Here is a 19,499-nt window from a genome sequence, read left to right as displayed (position 1 = left end):
CTATGAAGACGACCCTGAAGAGCGCGATTGCCCTGCTGGTGGCCCTGCCGTCCCTCGCCTTTGCCGCCACGTGGGACGTGGACCCGGCCCACTCCAGCGCGGGCTTCACCGTGAAGCACATGATGGTGTCGAACGTGACGGGCTCGTTCAACATCAAGCAGGGCGCGGTGAACCTGGACGACAAGGACATCACCAAGTCCACCGTGGAGGCCACGCTCGACGCGGCGACGGTGAACACGGGCAACGCCAAGCGTGACGAGCACCTGCGCGCGCCGGACTTCTTCGACACGGCGAAGTTCCCCACCATCACCTTCAAGTCGACGAAGGTGGAGAAGGCGGGCGAGGGCAAGCTGAAGGTCTCCGGCAACCTGACCATGCACGGCGTCACCAAGCCGGTCGTCCTGGACGTCACGGGCCCGTCGGCGGAGTCGAAGGACCCCTGGGGCAACACCCGCACGGGCGTGTCCGCGACGACGAAGCTGAACCGCAAGGACTTCGGCCTGACCTACAACACGGCGCTGGAGACGGGCGGCGTGGCGGTGGGTGAGGAAGTCACCGTGAACCTGGACCTGTCCCTGACGAAGAAGGCGCCCGCGGCCCCTGCCGCGGCCCCCGCGAAGAAGTAGTCAGCGGGTCGGTCGACAGCGACTGAAGTGAATGAAGGGCCTCCACGGTGTGGGGGCCCTTCTTCGTTTTTCGGATGGGCGGCTCGTGCTGGCGCGGGTGTGTGGGGGAAATGAAAGAGGGGCCGCCACGGTGGTGGGGCCCCTCGGGTGTGGATTGTCGTGGAGGGCTTCAGCCTTCGGCGACGGCCTGGACGCTGGCGCGGTAGATGAAGATGCGCGCGGTGTTGGTGCGCTGGTCGGCGGGGACGACGAAGAAGCCCGGGGTGGTGCTCTTGAAGTCCTGGGAGAAGCCCGCGACCTGGCGACCGTCGTTGAAGGTGACGCGAATCTTCTGGCCCTCGGCCTGGGGCTGACGCGCGCCGGCGGGGAGCATGAAGAAGATGGCCTTCACGCGCTTGCCGGGAATCTGCTCGGGAGCGAAGCCGCTCTGCTGCTCCAGGGAGATGACTTCATCGAGCAGGTCCGCGTCGCGGATGGTGCCGCGCTTCACCTGTCCTTCCACGGTGTGGATGATGACGCGGTGTTCGCCCTCGATGAACGAGGTGATGGAGTCGGCGTGCAGGGGCACGGCGGCGGCGAAGAGCGGCTCCCTCACGGCGGCGAGCGGCTGCGGGCTCGCGGCCAGGGAGGGCGTGGCTCGCGCGGGAGGGGCGGGGTAGGAGGGGGAGCGCAGGGCCGCGCTCATCGCGGCGGCGGCCACGGCGGTGGCGGGCTGCGGCGTGGGCTCGGGGGCCTCTTCCACCAGCTCGATTTCGGCGAGCTCCTGTTCCTGCTCGAGCTCGACGGGGACTTCCTCCTCCTCGATGGCGGCGGAGAGGTCCGTCACGGAGGCGCCGAACGCGTGGCCGTTCTGGGCCTGCCATGAGGTGGCGGGCGTGGCGGGCTGCTCCTCGGCCCAGGAGACCTCCTCGGCCTGGATGGGCTCCGCGGAGACCTGCTCGGTGGCGGAGAGCTCGACCATCGGCTCCACGTCGACCGGGGCCTCGCTCCACTCGGTTTGGGTGTTGGCCGCCTCCGCGGTGGCCGACCATTCGGGCTGCGCGGCTTCGGAGTTGTTCCAGGTCGACGAGTCCTGAGCGGAGGACCACTCGGACTGGACGGCGTCGGCGGGGAGCTCTTCCGTCGCGGACCAGGCGTGCTGCCCGGGGGCCTCGGCGGCCGACGCATGCGAGTCGTCGGCCCACTCGGCCTGCACGGCGTCGGCGGGGAGCTCTTCGGTGGTGGACCACTCGGGCTGGGCCGTGGGGGCCTCGGTCGAAGCCGTGGGCTCTTCGGCGAGGACGGCGTCGGCGGGGAGCTCTTCGGTGGCGGACCACTCAGGCTGAGCGGGCTGCGTCGAGGACGCGGCCCACTCGGACTGCGCAGCGGGCGTCTCCGACGAAGACCATTCGTCCTGCACGGCGTCGGCGGGGAGCTCTTCCGTGGCGGCCCACTCGGACTGCGCGGCGGGATCTTCGGTGGTGGACCACTCGGCCTGGACGGCGTCGGCGGGGAGCTCCTCGGTTGAGGCCCACTCAGGCTGAGCAGCCGGCGTCTCCGTCGAGGACGATGCCCACTCGGCCTGCACCGCGTCGGCGGGGAGCTCTTCCGTGGCGGCCCACTCGGCTTGAGCCGCAGGTGACTCCGCGGTGGATGTCGACCACTCGGCCTGGACGGCGTCGGCGGGGAGCTCTTCCGCGGCAGCCCATTCAGGCTGAGCGGTGGGCGCCTCTGCTGTCGACGCGGACCACTCGGTCTGCGCCGCGTCCGCGGCAAGCTCCGGCGTCGCGGACCACTGAGACTGAGCGGAGGGCGCCTCCGTCGAGTGGGGAGACCACTCGGCCTGCACGGCGTCGGCGGGGAGTTCTTCCGCGGAGGACCACTCGGCCTGCACTGCGTCCGCGGGAAGCTCTTCCGTCGTGGCTGCCCACTCAGGTTGCGCGGCGGTCGACGAGGCAGACTCCTCGGACTGCGCAGCATCTGGAGCAATCTCCGGCGCGGATGCCCACTCGGCCTGCACGGCGTCGGCGGGGAGTTCTTCCGCGGAGGACCACTCGGCCTGCGCGGCAGGTGTCTCCGTCGAGGACGCGGACCACTCAGGCTGCACCGCGTCGGGAGCGAGCTCGGGCGTCGCGGACCACTCGGTCTGCGCGGTGGGGGCCTCCGGCGACGCGGCGGACCACTCGGTCTGCACGGCATCGGCGGGGAGCTCTTCGGTGGCGGACCACTCGGGCTGAGCGGCGGGCGTCGCTGTTGCCGTGGCGGGCCACTCGGCCTGCACCGCGTCGGCGGGGAGTTCTTCGGTCGCGGCCCACGCATGCTGAGCAGCGGGCGTCTCCGTCGAGGAGGATGCCCAGTCGGACTGCACGGCATCCGCCGGGAGTTCTTCGGTGGCTGCCCATTCAGACTGCGCGGCAGGCGTCTCCGTCGAGGACGAGGACCACTCGGTCTGCACGGCGTCTGCGGGAAGCTCTTCCGTGGCGGACCACTCGGGTTGAGCCGCAGGAGTCTCCGTCGAGGACCACTCGGCCTGCACTGCGTCCGCAGGAAGCTCTTCCGTGGTAGCCCACTCGGGTTGAGCCGCAGGAGTCTCCGTCGAGGACCACTCGGCCTGCACGGCGTCCGCAGGGAGCTCTTCCGTGGTAGCCCACTCGGGTTGAGCCGCAGGAGTCTCCGTCGAGGACCACTCGGCTTGCACGGCGTCCGGAGGGAGTTCTTCCGTCGCAGCCCATTCCGCCTGCGCGGCAGGCGTCTCCGTCGAGGACGCAGACCACTCGGACTGCACCGCGTCGGCGGGGAGTTCTCCGGTCGAGGTCCACTCGGGCTGAGCGGCAGGTGTCTCCGTGGAGGACGCAGACCACTCGGTCTGCACGGCTTCCGCGGGAAGCTCTTCCGTCGCAGCCCATTCCGCCTGCGCGGCAGGTGTCTCAGTGGAGGACGCAGACCACTCGGACTGCACCGCATCCGCGGGAAGCTCTTCGGTGGCGGCCCACTCGGGCTGAGCGGCAGGCGCCTCCGTTGACGTGGCGGACCACTCAGCCTGCACCGCATCCGCGGGAAGCTCTTCGGTTGCGGCCCACTCGGGCTGCGCAGCAGGCGCCTCCTCCGATGAGGCAGACCATTCGGACTGCACCGCATCCGCGGGAAGCTCTGCCGTGGCGGTCCACTCAGCCTGGGCGGCAGGTGTTTCCGTCGAAGTGGCCGACCACTCGGCTTGCACGGCGTCGGCGGGAAGCTCTTCGGTGGTGGCCCACTCAGGCTGCGCAGCCTGCGTCTCTGCCGTGGACGAAGACCACTCGGCCTGCACTGCGTCGGCGGGAAGCTCTTCAGCAGCAGCCCATTCCGCCTGCGCGGCGGGGGTCTCCGTCGACGCGGCGGACCACTCGGCCTGCACGGCATCGGCGGGAAGCTCTTCGGTGGTGGCCCACTCGGGCTGCGCGTCCGTCACCTCTGTCGAAGACGCGGACGGCTCTGCCTGCACGGCGTCCGGAGCGATCTCCGGGGTGGCAGCCCACTCGGGCTGCGCAGCGGTTGCCTCTGCCGAGGACCACTCGGCCTGCACTGCGTCCGCGGGAAGCTCTTCTGTCGCAGCCCATTGCTCCTGCGCGGCAGGCGTCTCCGTCGACGTGGCAGACCACTCGGTCTGCACTGCGTCCGCGGGAAGCTCTTCCGCGGCTGCCCACTCAGGTTGCGCAGGGGTTACCTCTGCCGAGGACGCGGACCACTCAGCCTGGACCGCATCGGCGGGAAGCTCTTCCACAGCGGCCCACTCAGACTGTTCGGCAGGCGTCTCCGGTGACGTCGCAGCCCACTCAGGCTGCGCATCCGGCGTCTCCGTCGAGGACGCGGACCACTCGGCCTGCACCGCATCCGCGGGAAGCTCTTCCGTCGAGGCGGACCACTCGGACTGCACTGCGTCCGGAGTGGCAGCCCACTCGGGCTGAGCGGCAGGTGTCTCCGTCGAGGCTGCGGACCACTCGGCCTGCACCGCATCGGAGGGAAGCTCTTCCGTCGCGGACCACTCGGGCTGCGCTTCAGGCGTCTCCGTCGAGGATGTGGACCCATCCGTCTGCACGGCATCGGCGGGAAGCTCTTCCGTCGCGGACCACTCGGGCTGCGCGGCGGTGTTCTCCGACGTGTTCTGCGTCTGCTCCGCCTCGGATGCGTCCCATGCAGCCGAGGTCGCATCCTCCGTCGAGCTGGTCGCCGTGGCCTCGACTCCCGCTTCACCCGTCGACCACTCCGAAGACGGGGTCGCCGCGAGCTCTTCCGTCAAGGCGACTTCGCTCGTCGCGCTCCACTCGGGCTGTGCCTCGGAAGTCGACCACTCGGTCGATGAGGCCTCCGCCGGCTGCTCACCAGTCGCGTCCCAGGTGGGCTGCGCGGCCTCGGCGTTGGCAGAGGCCCATTCCGGCTGCAGCTCGATGACATCCGAACCCTGCGCCGTCGCCGAGCTCCACTCCGCGGAACCACCCTCGGCCGACGCCTCACCGGAGGACCACTCCGCTTGAGCCTCGCGCGGCACCGAGCCGTCCGTCATCTGTGACGCCATGCCAGCGCTGCTGGCCAGCGGCTCCAACTCGCTCGACTGCGTGCTCCAATCCTCCTCCGCGCCGCTGTAAGCCGGAAGGTCGAGACCTCGCTCCGCCGAGGCGGTGAACTGCCCGGGCTCCAGGAAGTCTCCCGCGGTCGCGAGGGGAACGGCCTCCTCGGGGTTGCCGCTCAGGTCGAACGCATCCTGCGAGGAGGACGCGGCCTCCGTATCGACCTCGATGGTGTCCGCCTGGAGATCGGGTCCCACCTGCACGGAGCGGAGCTCCAGCGAGGGGACCGTGCTCGAGCTGAAAGGCAACGGTGTCGTCGGAGCCACCTCGGCTCCGACCTCCGCCACGTCGAACGTGGGCGACTCGCCCTCCGTCGCACGGTCCTCGCTCGTGGCCGTGGAGGCCGTCCACACTTCGGAGTCCGAGGCCTCCATCGTGCGCACCTGCTCCGTCGCCGGAGCCGCGTCACCCGTGGACTCGGACACCTCGCTGACGTCGGAGGCGTCGAGCGCGATCTCCTCGGCGGCCGTGCCCGCATCGACGTCCCCAGCCGACAGCTCCACGGTGGAGGGCGACGCGTCGCTCACCTCCGAGGCATCGAGCACCAACTCCTCCGCACCCAGGTCGGACGTGTCGACCGTGGGCTGCGTATCGGCGAACGACTCCTCGGCCAGATCACCCGAATCGAGCGCGATGGGCTCGGCGGACTCCATGGCGCCGACATCGATGATGTCGTTCGAGTCGGCGACCTCGGTCGGCGAGGACTCGAGTGGATCCACCGCCAGCGGAGCGGAAGCCCACGCCTCATCCACGGGGGCAGGAGAGAGGTCCTCGGCGAGCACCGGCTCGCTCTCCGCCGAGGCATCGAGCAGCTCGACCTCGGAAGAGGGGACCTCCACCTCGGAGGACGCGAACGAAGCCTCCTCGACGGGCTGCGCCTCCAACACCGGCGTCTCGGCGACGTCTGGAGTCGTCTCGACCTCCAGGGAGAGGTCGGCGAAGGACGACTCGAGCGAAGGCTCGGGCTCGTGCGTGGCGGCCGCGGACTCCTCCGCGCCACCCAGCTCGCTGAAGTCATCCTCGGCGCTCGCCAGCGCCTCCACGGGCGGCGCCGGCTCGAAGTCCGACGCGTCCTCCGTCTCGGAGACCTCCATCACATCCTCGAACGAGGAGGTGTCGGGCGCGGACTCGGAGACGGGGGCGCTGACCTCGGGCGTCGCGGCGGGCGCCATCCACGGTGCGGGCTCGCTCAGCGAGGGGATGTCGATGTCATCCGAGCTGAGGTGCAGGTTCTCCGACTCGGGGGCGGGCTGCGGCGCGTAGGCGCTCGGGTCCTGGGCGGACGCATGTTCCTGCCCGGTCCAGCCCTGTTGCTGCGCGTAGGCTTGATTCGGGTCGTAACCCTGCTGCGCGTAGGCCTGGTTCGGATCATACCCCTGCTGAGCGTAGGCCTGGTTCGGGTCGTAGCCCTGCTGGGCGTAGGCCTGGTTCGGGTCGTACCCCTGCTGCGCGTAGGCCTGATTCGGGTCGTACCCCTGCTGGGGATAGCCCGCGTAGGCCTGGTTCGGATCGTAGGGCTGCTGGGCGTAGGCCTGATTCGGGTCGTAGCCCTGCTGGGCGTAGGCCTGATTGGGGTCGTAGCCGGCGGGGTAGGCGTACCACTGGCCGTCGGCGCCGTAGTAGCCCTGGGCCTGATTGGAGTCGTAGCCGGCGGGGTAGGCGTACCACTGGCCGTCGGCGCCGTAGTAGCCCTGGGGCTGCTGGGCGTAGGCCTGATTGGGGTCGTAGCCGGCGGGGTAGGCGTACCACTGGCCATCCGCGCCGTAGTAGCCCTGGGGCGCGGCGGCTTCTGGCTGCTGCCAGGAGGAGGCGTCGGCGGGCGCATCCTGGATGCCGAGGAGACCACGCAGCTCGCCCCAGCGAGCCTCCTCCACGGGAGACAGGCTTCCCAGCTTTCGCTTCTCGTCGAGGAAGCGAAATTCTCTCATTGCCGCGCGCGTGTCCGACATCCGTCACCTTGCTGCGGACGGCGGACTGCCCGGTTACCGTCGCAGCGCAAATGGGGGGGCTGCGAGTCTAGGGGACTCCCGGGGAGGGGTAAACCAAATGGACCAAGCTTGCCCGGCCGGCTACCTCCTCGGGACCGATTCCTCGACCTCCTTGTCGAGGTCATCCAGGGTCATTCCGTAGTGGGTCATCAGCGCCTTCTCGAAGGAGAGGCGTCCCTGCCCCCTGCACACATCCCGGATGAGGGTCAGCAGCCGGTAGGTTCCCTCCCGGCGAACCAGCTCTTGGACCGCCAGTCCGGCGATGTCATAGGCCATCGCGGCGTGGCCGGTGCTGATGGGGGCGACCTTGGTCATCATCCGGAGGCTGATGAGGTGCATGTCCGGATTGCCGAGGATGGTCTGCATCTGGTCGAGCATCTCGGGGGGAGGGCCGGGGACTTCCCGGTACTTCCACTCCACGAACATGGCCACGCCCTCGACGAGCCACACGGGCAGGAAGCTCATATCCCGGTCCCCACCGCCGCACATGTCGGCCATGGCGGCATGGACGTACTCGTGGACGAGCGTCGCCTTGGTCTCGTTGTTCAACTCGGCGGCGTTGTTGATGTGGATGTTGCTGTTGAAGTAGCGCCCCGCTACGGTCCTGGCCACCTGGTTGCCGAACACGGTGCGGAACTCGGCGGCTGTGTAGAGCACGACGGTGACGGGGTTCTCACGCGTCTCGCCCAGGACCTTCTGGACGAAGTGGTGGGCCGTATCGAGCGTCTCGACGATATGGCCTTCGTAGTCCGCGCGCTGCGCGAAGTCCCGGTTGTTGTTGAAGTAGGTGATGACGTAGCGGCTGTTGGATCGCACGCGCATTCCCAGCGAGTTCACGCCGGACTCGTAGCCCACGCGCGGCGTGCGGACGGTCATCCCCGGCCGTGTCGCGAGCGACACGACGGAGGATTCGTCGCCCGCGTGCGCGCTCACGGGCCGCGTCTGCGAGCCCTGCGCGGTGGCGCCTCCAAGCTTCTTCGAGATGCGAGACGCCTCCGCCCGCGCCGAGTCCTCCTGCAGCGTCTGCTGCCGCGCCTGCTGGAGCAGCTTCTTCGCCTCCGCGGCCTCACGCGTGCGCGGTGGCACCTTCTCCAGCGCCGCCTGCGCGCCCGCCGAGTCCTGCTCCTCCAAGAGCAGCTTGCCCAGCTCCAGCGGGAAGCCGCCGTCCTTCGGGAAGAGCGTCACACCCTTCACCAGGGTCGCCTCCGCGGCGGCGCGCTGCTCGGTCTTCCTCGCGGCGCTCGCCAGGCAGCGCAGCGCCGGAGCGGACTCCTCGAACACCGCGGCGCGCTCGCCCAGCGAGTACGCCATCACCGCGTCGTCCTTCAGCAGGGCCTGACACCCCTTGGCGAGCGCGGCGGACACCCCGGCGCGCTGCTCCTGGGGCACCGTCTTCGCGTCACCGGAGGAGAAGGCCAGGTACAGCTCCTCCCAGGCCTTCTGTCCGGAGAGCTCCTTCGCCTTCTGGGCGGGGGTTTGCGGAGTGGCGGTGACCAGCAGCGCGACGAGCAGGGAACGCATGGCCCCAGTATGGCCGACCCCCTCCGCCCGGGTGCAAGGCCCCCTCCCGTTACTTGCGGGCCACCTGCCAGCCCAGTTCCTCCAAGGCCTGCTCCAGCTCGCGGATGTGAGACGGGCCCGTGGTCTCCAGCGTCACCTCCACCATGGCCTCGCCCAGCCCCGCCTTGGAGAAGGCGCGCTCGTGGTGCAGGTCCACCACGTTGGCCCTCAAATCCGCGATGCGCGTCGTCAGCCGCGCGAGCATGCCGGGCCGGTCCGGCAGGCGCACCTCGAGCTGCACCAGGCGGCCGGCCTTCACCAGGCCCCGCTCGATGATGCGGCTGATGACGTTCATGTCGATGTTGCCGCCGCTCAGGATGATGGCGGTGCGCTTGCCCTTCGCCTGGGGCACGTGCCCGTTGAGCACCGCGGCCACGCCCACCGCGCCCGCGCCCTCCACCACGCTCTTCTCCTGCTCGAGCAGCGTGAGGATGGCGGCGGCGATCTCCTCCTCGTCCACCGATACGATGGCGTCCACGTACTTGCGCACCATCTCGAAGGTGAGCTCGCCCACCCGCTTCACCGCGATTCCGTCCGCGATGGTGGTCCCCGCCGCCGGCAACTCCATCAGCTTCCCCGCCGCGACGGAGGCCTTCATGCTGTCGATGGTGGACGTCTGCACGCCGATGACCTGGATGCCGGGCTTCTTCTCCTTCAGCGCGCAGGCGATGCCCGAGATGAGCCCTCCGCCGCCGATGGGCACCAGCACCACCTCCACGTCCGGCCACTGCTCGAGCAGCTCCAGGCCGATGGTCCCCTGTCCCGCGATGACGTGCGGGTCGTTGAACGGGTGCACGAAGACGAGCCCCTCGGCCTGCTGGATTCGCAGCGCCTCCGCGTAGGCCTCGTCGTAGTTGGAGCCCTTGAGCACCACGCGCGCGCCGTAGTCGTCACGCGTGCGCGACACCTTGATGAGCGGCGTGCGCTCCGGCATGACGATGGTGGCCTTCACCCCCAAGCGGCGCGCGTGGTACGCGACGCCCTGCGCGTGGTTGCCGGCGGACGCTGCGATGACGCCCCGCTGGCGCTCCTCGGGCGACAGCGTCAGCAGCTTGTTGAGCGCGCCGCGCTCCTTGAAGGCGCCGGTGCGCTGGAGGTTCTCCAGCTTGAAGTACACCGCGCCGCACTCGGTGCGCTCGGTGAAGTAGTCCGAGGCGGGGCAGGGCGTGGGCCGGATGGCGTCGCGCAGACGCTCCCGCGCGGTGAGGATGTCCTGGAGGGTGACCATGAGCGTGCGCGTCTAGCGGAAGCGCGCCCCGGGCGGAAGGGACAGCCTGCACCGAACCTGGGGCCCACGGGCGTTGCCGCGATGCGACATGCTCGCCCGCCCGGGGGACGGACGGGCCGGGGCGGCAAGTGTCAGATGCCGCGCAGCACGGTGGCCTTGCCCACCCGGCCGATGGCGAGGATGTAGGCCGCTGTCCGCATGGAGACCTTGCGCGAGCGGGCAATCTGCGCCACGCGCTCGTAGGCCTCCTTCATCGTCTTCTCCAGCTCCGCGTTGACGCGGTCCTCTTCCCAGGACAGGTGCTGGAGGTTCTGCACCCACTCGAAGTAGCTCACCGTGACGCCGCCGGAGCTGGCGAGCACGTCGGGCACCACGAAGATGCCGCGCTTCTCGAAGATTTCGTCCGCCTCCGGCTGGGTGGGGCCGTTGGCGCCCTCGATGATGAGCCGCGCGCGGACATTGTTGGCGTTGTCCCGCGTGAGCACGTGGCCCAGCGCCGCGGGGATGAGCACCTCGCAGTCCGCCGCGAGCACCTCCTCGTTGGTGCACGCCGTGCCGCCCGTGAAGCCCGTCACCGTGCCGGTGCGCTTGACGTGCTCGAAGAGCGACGGGATGTCCAGGCCCGCGGGGTTGCGGATGCCGCCCAGCACGTCCGCCACGGCCACCACCACGCCGCCGTCCTCCCACAACAGCTGCGCGGTGTGGCTGCCCACGTTGCCGAAGCCCTGCACCGCGAAGCGCGTGCCCTTCACCGGCAGGCCCAGGTCCCGCAGTATTTCACGGCACACGTACAACAGGCCGCGCCCGGTGGCCGCCTCGCGGCCCTTGGAGCCATAGAGCTCCAGCGGCTTGCCCGTGACGACGGCGGGCGAGTGGCCGTGGTAGCGCGAGTACTGGTCCATGATCCACGCCATCACCTGGGGGTTGGTGTTGACGTCGGGGGCGGGGATGTCCCGCGTGGGCCCGATGACATCCTGGATCTGGTCGACGAACTTGCGCGTCAGCCGCTCCAGCTCCTTGAGGCTCAGCTGCGACGGGTCGCACGCGATGCCGCCCTTGGCGCCGCCGTAGGGCACGTTCACCACGGCCGTCTTCCACGTCATCAGCGACGCGAGCGACGCGGACTCGTCCTGGTTCAGCGCGGGGTGGTAGCGCAGGCCGCCCTTCATGGGGCCGCGGCTGTTGTCGTGCTGGATGCGGTAGCCGAGGAAGGTGCGAATCTCGCCGGAGTCCATCTCGATGGAGACCTGGACCTTCACCTCGCGCAGCGGCGTGGCGAGCAGCGTTTCGATGGGGGTTCCCACGTCCATGATCCGCGCGGCCTTGCGGAAGTAGTAGTTGGTACCCTCGACGGCGCTCATGATTCGCAGTGCTCCTGGTGGCGGTGGGCCCGGGTGGGCCCGCACCGCGCGCGAGACCTTAACAGAAGGGGTGCGCTACCATAGGAAACTGCCATGTCACCCGGTCCCCCGGATGCTTCCACGGTGAACGGACACCTGCAGGGCCTGGCCCGACGGATTCGCGCGCTGCGGGAGCGCCGGGGCCTCACCCAGGAGGACTTCGCCGTCCGCTGCGGCATCTCCGTGTCCTTCGCGTCGCTCCTGGAGCGCGGGGAGCGCAGCCCCAGCTACGAGACGCTCCTCCAGGTGGCCTCCGCGCTGGAGCTGCCCCTGTGGGAGCTGCTCCGGGTGGAGGACGTGGACGATGCGGGGGGCCACCGGCTGGAAGGCTTCGCGCGCACCCGCCACCTGTCCCGTCCGGACGTGGACCGGCTGCTCGAGGTGGCGGAGGTGATGTTCAGCGGAGGTCCGTCGGCGACGCGGCCCGCGCGGCCCGAGCCCGTCCCTTGCTCGCAAGTCGGCTGCGAGCGGCCCGTGCTGGCCCGGGGCCTGTGCACCGCGCACTACCACCGAGAGCGCCGCAGGAAGGCCGCCGCGTCAGAGGAGTCCTGAGGGGCGGGCGCACCGGCTGCGCGGCCCGCGCCGGGTCGTCGAGAGAAGGGCCGCGAGCGGGCCCCGCGTCCCTGGGCGACCTCCGGCGAGGCGCTTGGCTCGCCGGGAGTCCTCACGCGGGGCCGCGTCCCAAGCACCCCACGCGCATGGCGTCCGACCCGGCCCGAAGGCCCGCCGGACGCCCGCGCGGCGCGACTACTTCTTGCGAGCGCGCTCGACCTTCAGCGTGCGCTCACCGTGCTGCTTGCCGTGCGTCGCCTCGAAGCCGGCGGCGTCCTCGTCCGCCACGAACACGTACGCGTACGTGGGGCGCAGGTCCATCCGCACCACCTTGCCCGCCGGAGCCCCGGCGGCCTCGAGCGCGCTGGTGACGCCCGCCTCGTCCAGGCCGTCCTGCTTGCCCAGGCCCACCCACAGGCGCACCTGGCCCGGCAGGTCTGGCAGCGCCTCGTGACGCGGACGACGCTCCTCACGCGAGCCGCGCGGACGGTGCCTTTCAATCTTCAGCACCTTCTCGCCGTGCTGCTTGCCGTTGAGCGCCTCGAAGCCCGCCGCGTCCGCCTCGGCCACGTAGGCGTAGCCGTACGTGGGGCGCAAGAGCGCCTTGAGCACCTTGCCGGCGGGAGCCCCCGCGGCCTCCAGGGCGGCGGGCAGCTTCGCCTCATCCATCCCGTCGTCCATGCCCAGGTTGGTCCACAGCTTCACCTCGCCAGGGCCCGCGTCCGGGGACGGGGGCGGACGGGTGCCGGGCTCACGCTCGGTGCGCGGCTTGCTCTTCTCCACGCGCAGCGTCTTCGTGCCGTGCTGCTTGCCGTTGAGCGTCTCGAACGCCGCGCTGTCCTCCTCCGCGACGAACACGTACGCGAACGTGGGCCGCAGCTCCGCGCGCACCATCTTCCCCAGAGGCGCGCCCGCGTCCTCCAGCGCCGTGGCGATGCTGCCCGGCCCCAGGCCATCCGCGGTTCCCAGGTTCACCCACAGCTTCGCCTCGCCAGGGCCCGCCTCCAGCGCGGCGGGGCCACCCCGGCCGGCGTCACGCTCCCGCCGGGGCTCGTCGCGGCGCGGACGGCGCTCGCGGTCCGGGTGCTCCGGACGCGCCATGGGCTTCTCTCCGCGCTCGCGACGCTCCTCGCGCTCACGACGCTCACCCCGGCCACCCCGCTCCTCGCGGTCCCGACGACGTCCCTCGCCGCCGCTGGACTTGCGCTCGGGCGCGGGCGCCTGACGCTCGGACTCCTGGGCCGCCTGCACCTTCTCCATGCGCAGGTGGCTGAAGAAGTACTTGAGCAGGAACGCGACCAGGTCATCCGCGTTGGGTCGGTTCTTCAGCTGCGCGGCCAGGGGCAGGAAGCCCTCGAACACCGAGCCGCTCGCGGCCTCCTGGATTTCGCGCACGTGGCGCTCGGTCCACAGGCGCATCGCCTCCTCGGGGGCGGGCATCTCCTGCTTGTCGAACTTGATGCCGTACTTCTTCTCCAGCGCGGTGTACGTCGCCAGCTCGCGGCCGGAGAAGAGGTTGATGGCCGTGCCCTTGTTGCCGATGCGGCCGGTGCGGCCCACGCGGTGCAGGTAGACGGCCGGGTCCTCGGGCAGCGAGTAGTTGATGACGTACTCCAGCCCGGAGATGTCGATGCCGCGCGCCGCGATGTCCGTGGCGACCATGAAGGCCACCTCGCCGCGCTTCACCTTGCCCATCACCCGCTCGCGCTCCTTCTGCGGCAGGTCTCCGTTGAGCAGCTCCGCGTCGAAGCCGTTGCGGTTGAGCACCGCCGTCACCAGCGCCGTGTCATCCCGCGTGTTGCAGAAGATGATGGCGTTGGGCGGCTCCTCCTTCTCCAGGATGTAGATGAGGTTGCGCGGCTTGGGGAACGCGTCCGACACGTCGTAGCGGACGTGGTGGATGTGCTCGACGGTGAAGACGTCGCCGGAGAGCAAGAGCGTCTCCGCGTTCGTCGTGTACCGGGCGATGAGGTTCTGGATGTCCGTGGGGACGGTGGCGCTGAAGAGCAGCACCTGGCGCGACTTCGGAAGGCGGTCGAGGATGCGGGTGACCTCCTCGTAGAAGCCCTGGTTGAGCATCTCGTCGGCTTCGTCCAGCACCGCGTGGTCGCACCCGTCCAGCTTCAGGTTGCCGCGGTTGATGTGGTCGAACACGCGGCCGGGCGTCCCGACGATGATGGGCGTGCCCTCCTCGAGCGCGTCCTCCTGCTGCTTCATGGAGGCGCCGCCGTAGATGGCCGCCACCTTCACGCCCTTGTACTTGGCCAGCAGCGTCAGCTCCTCCGCCACCTGCAGCGCGAGCTCGCGCGTGGGGCAGAGGATGAGCGCGCGCACGCGCTTCTCATCCGCGGGAATCTTCTCCAGCAGCGGCAGGCCGAACGCGGCCGTCTTCCCCGTGCCCGTCTTGCTGCGGACAATCAGGTCCTTTCCCTCGATGGCGGGCCGGAAGGCGCGCGCCTGGACAGGGGTGGGGTGGGTATAGCCGCGCTCCGCCAGCGCGCGGCGGAGGGGCTCGGACAGATTCATGTCGTCGAAGCCGATGTCCGCGATGTATTCGGCGGGACGCGTCGGGGCTTCGTCGGTGGCCGGGCTGCCCGGCGCGGTGGGCTCTTGGATGTCGCTCATCAAGCAGGGGCATAGCCCCTGCATTACCCTCTGGCAACAATCGCGGCACTTTGGGGTATGGAGCGCCCATGGCGAGTGGAGGGAAGAGAACCAAAGGAACGTCGCCCGGACGCCGGGCGAAGCGAGCGCCCGCGAGCGCCCCCGCCAGGGCGGACGGAGTCGACGCCGAGGTCGAGGACACAGGGGTAGAGGCCTCGCCAGACCCGGATTCCTTGGAGCCGGACGAGGCCGAGCTGGTCGACGCGGAGCCCGAGGAGGAGGCCGCGGCCCGGCCCTCGCCCCCCCAGGCCCTGGTCCGGGCGAGCGAGTCCGGGCTGTCCAACCGGGACCCGCTGCAGGCCTACATGGCCGAGGTGACGCGTCACCCGCTTTTGACGCGCGAGGAGGAACTGGCCCTGTCGCGGCACTACCGCGAGACGGGGGACGTCAGGACGGCGTACCGGCTGGTGGCCTCCAACCTGCGGCTGGTGGTGAAGCTGGCCCACGAGTACCACCGCAATCCCCTGTCCCTGCTGGATTTGGTGCAGGAGGGGAACATCGGGCTGATGCAGGCGGTGAAGAAGTACGACCCCGAGCGGGGCGTGAAGCTCTCCAGCTACGCGGCCTGGTGGATACGGGCGTACATCCTCCGCTACATCATGGACAACTGGAAGATGGTGAAGCTGGGGACCACGGAGGCCCAGCGCAAGCTCTTCTTCAAGCTGCGCCAGGAGCAGGAGAAGCTCATCGCCCAGGGCTTCGAGGCGAGCCCCAAGCTGCTCGCGGAGCGGCTCAACGTCACCGAGCAGGACGTGGTGGAGATGGACCAGCGGCTGGGGCACGACGAGGTGTCCATCGACGCGCCGCTGGGGGGGGACGACGAGGGCTCGCGGGCCACGCGCGCGGACCGCTACCTGCCGTCGGGCGCGGTGCCCGCCGACGAGCGGCTGGGCGCCGAGCAGCTCAAGGCCCTGTTCCGCGAGAAGCTCGCCGAGTTCTCCCGGACGCTGGAGGGCAAGGAGCGCTTCATCTTCGAGAACCGCCTCACCTCCGACGAGCCGCTGACGCTGCAGGACATCGGCGACAAGTACGGCGTCAGCCGCGAGCGCGCCCGCCAGATTGAGGCCGCCCTCATCGGCCGCATGCGGGAGTTCATGCGCGAACACATCCCGGACTTCGACCTGGTGGCCACGCCCAAGAGCTGACGGACCCGCCCGGGTGGGGGGCTGCCAGGTGGGGAGGAGGGGGCGTTATGCTGGGCGCCCTCGTCACCCACGGGTTGGAGGTTGCGGCATGCGCAGTCTGCTCGTCATCGCGCTGTGTCTGCTGTCGGGCTGCTCCCGCTCCCTCAGGGAGAACTACCAGCGCGACAAGGCGGCCAGCCACGTCTACCAGCGCACGCTGCCGGACCTGTGGCCGGAGGTGAAGGCGCACCTCCAGAAGGAGGGCTACTCCTGGAAGGAGATGCAGGGCCGCTACGTGCTGGAGACGGAGTGGCGCGACGCGGGGGGCGGCACGCTGGGGCCCACGTCGTCCTCGCGCTTCCTGATTGAAGGCCACACGCTGCCCAACGGCGGCAGCATCCTCCGGGTGATGCGCGGCAACCGGATGTCGCAGTCCATTGGCGGGGGCAACGTGGAGCAGCGAATCGCCCAGGGGGGCTCCGCCCGCGCGCAAGAGGAGCAGGCCGTGGCGCGCGCCAACGCCAACACCACCGGCGTGCTGCCCACGCAGCAGAACTACGCGCGGGACCTGGAATTGGAGCTGGAACTGCTGCGGCGCATCGAGCCCGACGCGGCCGGCAGGCTCGAGGCGCAGGCGGTGCTCGAGTACCCCTGATTCAGGGGTACTCCCAGCGCCGCCCGGCGCGTCACTTCTTCCAGGGACGGGAGATGACGCAGGCGTTGATGCCGCCCACGCCCATGGACAGCTTGCCCGCGCAGCCGGCGGGCGCGGCCTGGGCCTCGTCGAAGACGAAGCGGCCGTGGACGCGCGAAATCTGCTGGTTGAGCTCCGTCTTCTTCAGCGGCGTGGGGAACACCTGCCCGCGCCCGTAGCCCAGGTACTGGGCCGTCAGCTCCCAGCCGCCGCCCGCGGACATGCCGTGACCGAAGGTGCCCTTGCGCGCGGTGATGAGCACCGACTCCGGCATCACGTCGCGCAGGTTCTGGACCTCCAGGTAGTCCCCCGGCGTCGCGGTGGCGTGCAAGTCCCAGCTGCCCACGTCGGCGGGGCCGCAGCCTGCCTGGGCCAGCGCCTCGCGGATGGCCAGCGTGGGGCCTTCCTTGGACGGGGTGATGATGTGGTCCGCGTCCGCGGTGACGCCCACGGAGACGGGCTCCATGCCCAGGGGCTTGAAGCCCTTCGCCGTGAAGTAGTCGTAGTCGCCCAGCACCCAGACCACCGAGCCGCCCGCGATGTGCGTGCCGCGCAGCGCGGTGAGGGGCTTGGAGATGGCCGCGTCCGCGGAGATGACGCGCGCGTTGTAGAAGCCGCCCACCACGAGCGGGTTGGGCGCCGCGTCCGTCATGCCCATGACGACGGCCTTCGCCTCACCCAGCTGGAGGGCGTTCATCGCCAGCTTCAGCCCGTAGCCGAACGACGAGCACGCGGCCACCGGAGCGAACGTCATGCCGGTGATGCGGCCGAGCATCGAAATCTGCGAGGCGGGCGTGTTGTGGATGTTCCACAGCACGTTGGAGGACACGGCGTTCCAGGGCGGCTCCGGCGCGCTCCACTTCTTCTGCAGCCGGGCGTTGCGCGTGCGCTTCTCCTTGATGACGGCCAGCTTCGCGGACTCCACGTCCGCGCCGTCCGGCACGCCGATGGCCTCGATGTCGCGCAGCTCCGCCAGGTACTCACGCAGCTCCGTGGAGCGGCCCGTCCAGTAGTGCCACCACGCGTCCTCGGCCTCGTCGCGCACGCCTTCGTCCACCGTGGACGGCTCCGGGGGCACGCCCTCGGTGGGCGCGCGCGTCTCCAGCCACTGGCGCAGCACCGCGTTGCGCTCGGGCGCGGACCAGAAGCGGTCCCACCGGCGCTGGGCGCGGTACAGGTCCAACGAGATGGACTGGATGGTGGGCAAGTCCCCCAGGCCCGTGCCCACGTAGACGTGCGCGCGGGGCCCCAAGGCCTGCAGCTCCTGCTCCAGGCCCGGGTTCTGCGCGAGCGACTGGATGAACGCGCCGATGGCGAACTGCGTCGGCTGGCCCATCTTCCGCTCCAGCTGGGAGAAGCGGTTGGCGGGGAAGCGCTCGTCGATCCACGGCTTGTAGTCCGCCAGCTGGAAGTCCGGCGTACCGACCAGGAAGTTGTCCGGCCCGAAGCCGTTGAAGGGAGACAGCCAGCTCTCGGAGGACGCGAGGTTCCTCTCGAACGCCTCGATGTTCCTGGACCGGGGGGCGACGACGCCCCAGCCGAAGATGCCAACTCTGCGCACGGTGTGACTTTCCTTGGCCGCTAGGGGGCGAGCGGCTCAATCTTCAAATTGTCGAAGTGGACGCGGGTCTGCCAGCCCGAGAACCCGAAGTACTGGTTGCGCGAGCCCTCGAGGGGCGTGGCGTCTTTGAGGGTCAGGAACGGCTGGCCGTCCAGCTCCCAGGCGAGGGTGTCGCCGCGGCGGGTCAGCTTGAAGTGGTGGCGCTTGCCCGGCACCACCGCGGCGCCATCCCGCGTGACGCGGTCGGGCGTGTGCTCGCTCTTGCGCGCGATGGCGGACTGCGTGTTCTTCCAGCCGCCGAAGATGAACACGTAGCCGGTGGCGGTGTACTGCAGCCGCAAGTCCCCGGCGTAGAACGAGCGGCCGTCGCCCCAGGCCTCCACCTTGATGTCGCCCTGCGGGCTGTCCGTCCACGCGTCGAACTCGATGACCGCGTCGCGCGGCAGGGGCCGCTTGAGCCACACCGGACGGTTGTGGAGCTGCTCCACCACCAGCGCGCCGTCGACGATCTTCGTCGCCGCGGGGTTGGTGACGTTCCACGCGTCGCCGAGCGTGTCGCGCTCGAAGTCGTCCGCGTACGGACCCGGGGGGATGGCCGGCGCCGCGGCCGCGACCTTGGCGGGCAGCCGGTCCGGCGTGTCCACGCGCAGGTTGTCCCAGAATATTTGGGACTCGAAGCCGGACAGGCCCAGCCTGTCGTTCCCCGGGCCCTTGAGCGGACGCGGGTCATCCAGCTCCAGGAACAGCTCCCCGTCGATGGACCAGCGAAGCAGCGTGCCCCGGCGCTCGATGCGCCAGTGGTACGTGCGGCCCGCCTGCACCGGCGTGCCCCGCGCCTCCACCTTCACGCGGGTGTCGTCCTTGAACACGCTGGCGAGGTCCGCGTTGCCACCCGACGACTCCGCCTTGCGCTGCGCGCGGCGCTGGAGCGCGTCCAGCGTGGGCGCGTTCAGGTCCAACCGGGCGATGGCCGACACGGAGTTGTTCTGGCCGCCCTGCATCAGCACGTAGCCGGAAGCCGGGTCCACGCCGTTGCCGAAGAGCTCCACCCGGATGTCGCCCTCGGGAATCTCCGAGCGCACGTCCAGCTCCACCGCCACGTCGTCCGGCAGCGGCGCCTGCAGCCACAGCGGGTTGTTCTTCACGCCCGGCGCCAAGAGCTCGCCCTGAAGCACCCGCCAGTAGCCGCCGGTGGTGAAGAAGTCGCGCTTCACCACGCCCGGGTCGCTGAAGTCCTGGGTGTAGGGGATTGTCGCCGTCACCTCCGCGTCACCGCGGAAGAGGGCGTAGTGGATGAGCGGGAACTGGATGACGAGGATGAGGCCGACGAGCACGGCCCAACCCCGGCGTGACAGTCCCTCGGGCTTCACCCAGGCTCCTTGAGCCAGGGGCTCCTGCCCGGGGGATGACTCCGGGGGGGACTCCTGCTTCTCCTTCTCCTTGCGCCTGGCCTGGCCCATCAATCCTTTGGGGGTTTTCCGGGGGGAAAGGCGGCGGAATCTACGCGCCACCCGGGTGG

General features: G+C 70.1%; 11 protein-coding genes. 4 read left to right on the top strand and 7 right to left on the bottom strand.

The genetic code is table 11. The features are described 5' to 3' along the window. Positions 1-2: 2 nt before the first annotated feature. Positions 3-626: a YceI family protein gene (locus tag LXT21_RS24840; RefSeq protein WP_254040663.1), complete on the top strand. Its 624-nt coding sequence runs from the start codon at positions 3-5 to the stop codon at positions 624-626. A gap of 169 nt (positions 627-795) precedes the next feature. On the opposite strand, the gene LXT21_RS24835 is transcribed toward LXT21_RS24840, so the two are convergent. From LXT21_RS24835 to LXT21_RS24820, 4 genes are all read right to left on the bottom strand, one after another. After that, a complete protein-coding gene (locus LXT21_RS24835; RefSeq protein WP_254040662.1) occupies positions 796-7,137 on the bottom strand; it encodes a DUF6982 domain-containing protein in 6,342 nt (2,113 codons plus the stop codon). A 141-nt stretch (positions 7,138-7,278) separates the two neighbouring features. Continuing rightward, a complete protein-coding gene (locus LXT21_RS24830) occupies positions 7,279-8,718 on the bottom strand; it encodes a peptidase MA family metallohydrolase (RefSeq protein WP_254040661.1) in 1,440 nt (479 codons plus the stop codon). Between the two features lie 49 nt (positions 8,719-8,767). Next, positions 8,768-9,985 (bottom strand): threonine ammonia-lyase, encoded by a 1,218-nt coding sequence (gene ilvA, locus LXT21_RS24825; RefSeq protein WP_254040660.1) that lies wholly within the window; start codon positions 9,983-9,985, stop codon positions 8,768-8,770. 131 nt (positions 9,986-10,116) lie between these two features. Next, positions 10,117-11,346 (bottom strand): Glu/Leu/Phe/Val family dehydrogenase, encoded by a 1,230-nt coding sequence (locus tag LXT21_RS24820; RefSeq protein ID WP_254040659.1) that lies wholly within the window; start codon positions 11,344-11,346, stop codon positions 10,117-10,119. Between the two features lie 93 nt (positions 11,347-11,439). On the opposite strand from LXT21_RS24820, the gene LXT21_RS24815 reads away from it, so the two are divergent. After that, positions 11,440-11,937, top strand: coding sequence for a helix-turn-helix domain-containing protein (locus LXT21_RS24815; RefSeq protein ID WP_254040658.1), 498 nt, complete (start codon positions 11,440-11,442; stop codon positions 11,935-11,937). A 195-nt stretch (positions 11,938-12,132) separates the two neighbouring features. Here the strand turns inward: LXT21_RS24815 and LXT21_RS24810 are convergent, their stop codons facing one another. Next, positions 12,133-14,562 (bottom strand): DEAD/DEAH box helicase, encoded by a 2,430-nt coding sequence (locus tag LXT21_RS24810; RefSeq protein ID WP_254040657.1) that lies wholly within the window; start codon positions 14,560-14,562, stop codon positions 12,133-12,135. Positions 14,563-14,630: 68 nt separating this feature from the next. On the opposite strand from LXT21_RS24810, the gene LXT21_RS24805 reads away from it, so the two are divergent. Together LXT21_RS24805 and LXT21_RS24800 are read left to right on the top strand one after the other, a co-directional pair. Next, positions 14,631-15,746 (top strand): RNA polymerase factor sigma-32, encoded by a 1,116-nt coding sequence (locus LXT21_RS24805; RefSeq protein WP_254040656.1) that lies wholly within the window; start codon positions 14,631-14,633, stop codon positions 15,744-15,746. An 88-nt stretch (positions 15,747-15,834) separates the two neighbouring features. Further along, complete coding sequence (locus LXT21_RS24800; protein WP_254040655.1) at positions 15,835-16,380, top strand: hypothetical protein; 546 nt, start codon at positions 15,835-15,837, stop codon at positions 16,378-16,380. Positions 16,381-16,411: 31 nt separating this feature from the next. Here LXT21_RS24800 and LXT21_RS24795 read toward each other — a convergent pair whose 3' ends face one another. Both LXT21_RS24795 and LXT21_RS24790 read right to left on the bottom strand, forming a co-directional pair. Further along, positions 16,412-17,980, bottom strand: coding sequence for a beta-ketoacyl synthase N-terminal-like domain-containing protein (locus tag LXT21_RS24795; RefSeq protein WP_254040654.1), 1,569 nt, complete (start codon positions 17,978-17,980; stop codon positions 16,412-16,414). 20 nt (positions 17,981-18,000) lie between these two features. Continuing rightward, the gene (locus LXT21_RS24790) at positions 18,001-19,440 is read right to left on the bottom strand and encodes a DUF6250 domain-containing protein (protein ID WP_254040653.1); all 1,440 of its coding nucleotides are present in this window, start codon (positions 19,438-19,440) and stop codon (positions 18,001-18,003) included. Positions 19,441-19,499: the final 59 nt, after the last annotated feature.

The organism is Myxococcus guangdongensis, from assembly GCF_024198255.1.
In the GTDB taxonomy this organism is placed as follows: Bacteria; Myxococcota; Myxococcia; order Myxococcales; family Myxococcaceae; genus Myxococcus; species Myxococcus guangdongensis.
Note: the sequence above shows the minus strand (reverse complement) of the source record. Positions and strands in the feature narration are given on the sequence as shown.

Bases quoted from the DNA above. Each gene is read 5' to 3' on its own strand.
- LXT21_RS24805 (WP_254040656.1), top strand. From the start codon at position 14,631: ATGGCGAGTGGAGGGAAGAGAACCAAAGGAACGTCGCCCGGACGCCGG.
- ilvA (WP_254040660.1), bottom strand. From the start codon at position 9,985: ATGGTCACCCTCCAGGACATCCTCACCGCGCGGGAGCGTCTGCGCGAC.
- LXT21_RS24810 (WP_254040657.1), bottom strand. From the start codon at position 14,562: ATGAGCGACATCCAAGAGCCCACCGCGCCGGGCAGCCCGGCCACCGAC.
- LXT21_RS24800 (WP_254040655.1), top strand. From the start codon at position 15,835: ATGCGCAGTCTGCTCGTCATCGCGCTGTGTCTGCTGTCGGGCTGCTCC.
- LXT21_RS24830 (WP_254040661.1), bottom strand. From the start codon at position 8,718: ATGCGTTCCCTGCTCGTCGCGCTGCTGGTCACCGCCACTCCGCAAACC.
- LXT21_RS24820 (WP_254040659.1), bottom strand. From the start codon at position 11,346: ATGAGCGCCGTCGAGGGTACCAACTACTACTTCCGCAAGGCCGCGCGG.
- LXT21_RS24840 (WP_254040663.1), top strand. From the start codon at position 3: ATGAAGACGACCCTGAAGAGCGCGATTGCCCTGCTGGTGGCCCTGCCG.
- LXT21_RS24790 (WP_254040653.1), bottom strand. From the start codon at position 19,440: ATGGGCCAGGCCAGGCGCAAGGAGAAGGAGAAGCAGGAGTCCCCCCCG.
- LXT21_RS24815 (WP_254040658.1), top strand. From the start codon at position 11,440: ATGTCACCCGGTCCCCCGGATGCTTCCACGGTGAACGGACACCTGCAG.
- LXT21_RS24835 (WP_254040662.1), bottom strand. From the start codon at position 7,137: ATGAGAGAATTTCGCTTCCTCGACGAGAAGCGAAAGCTGGGAAGCCTG.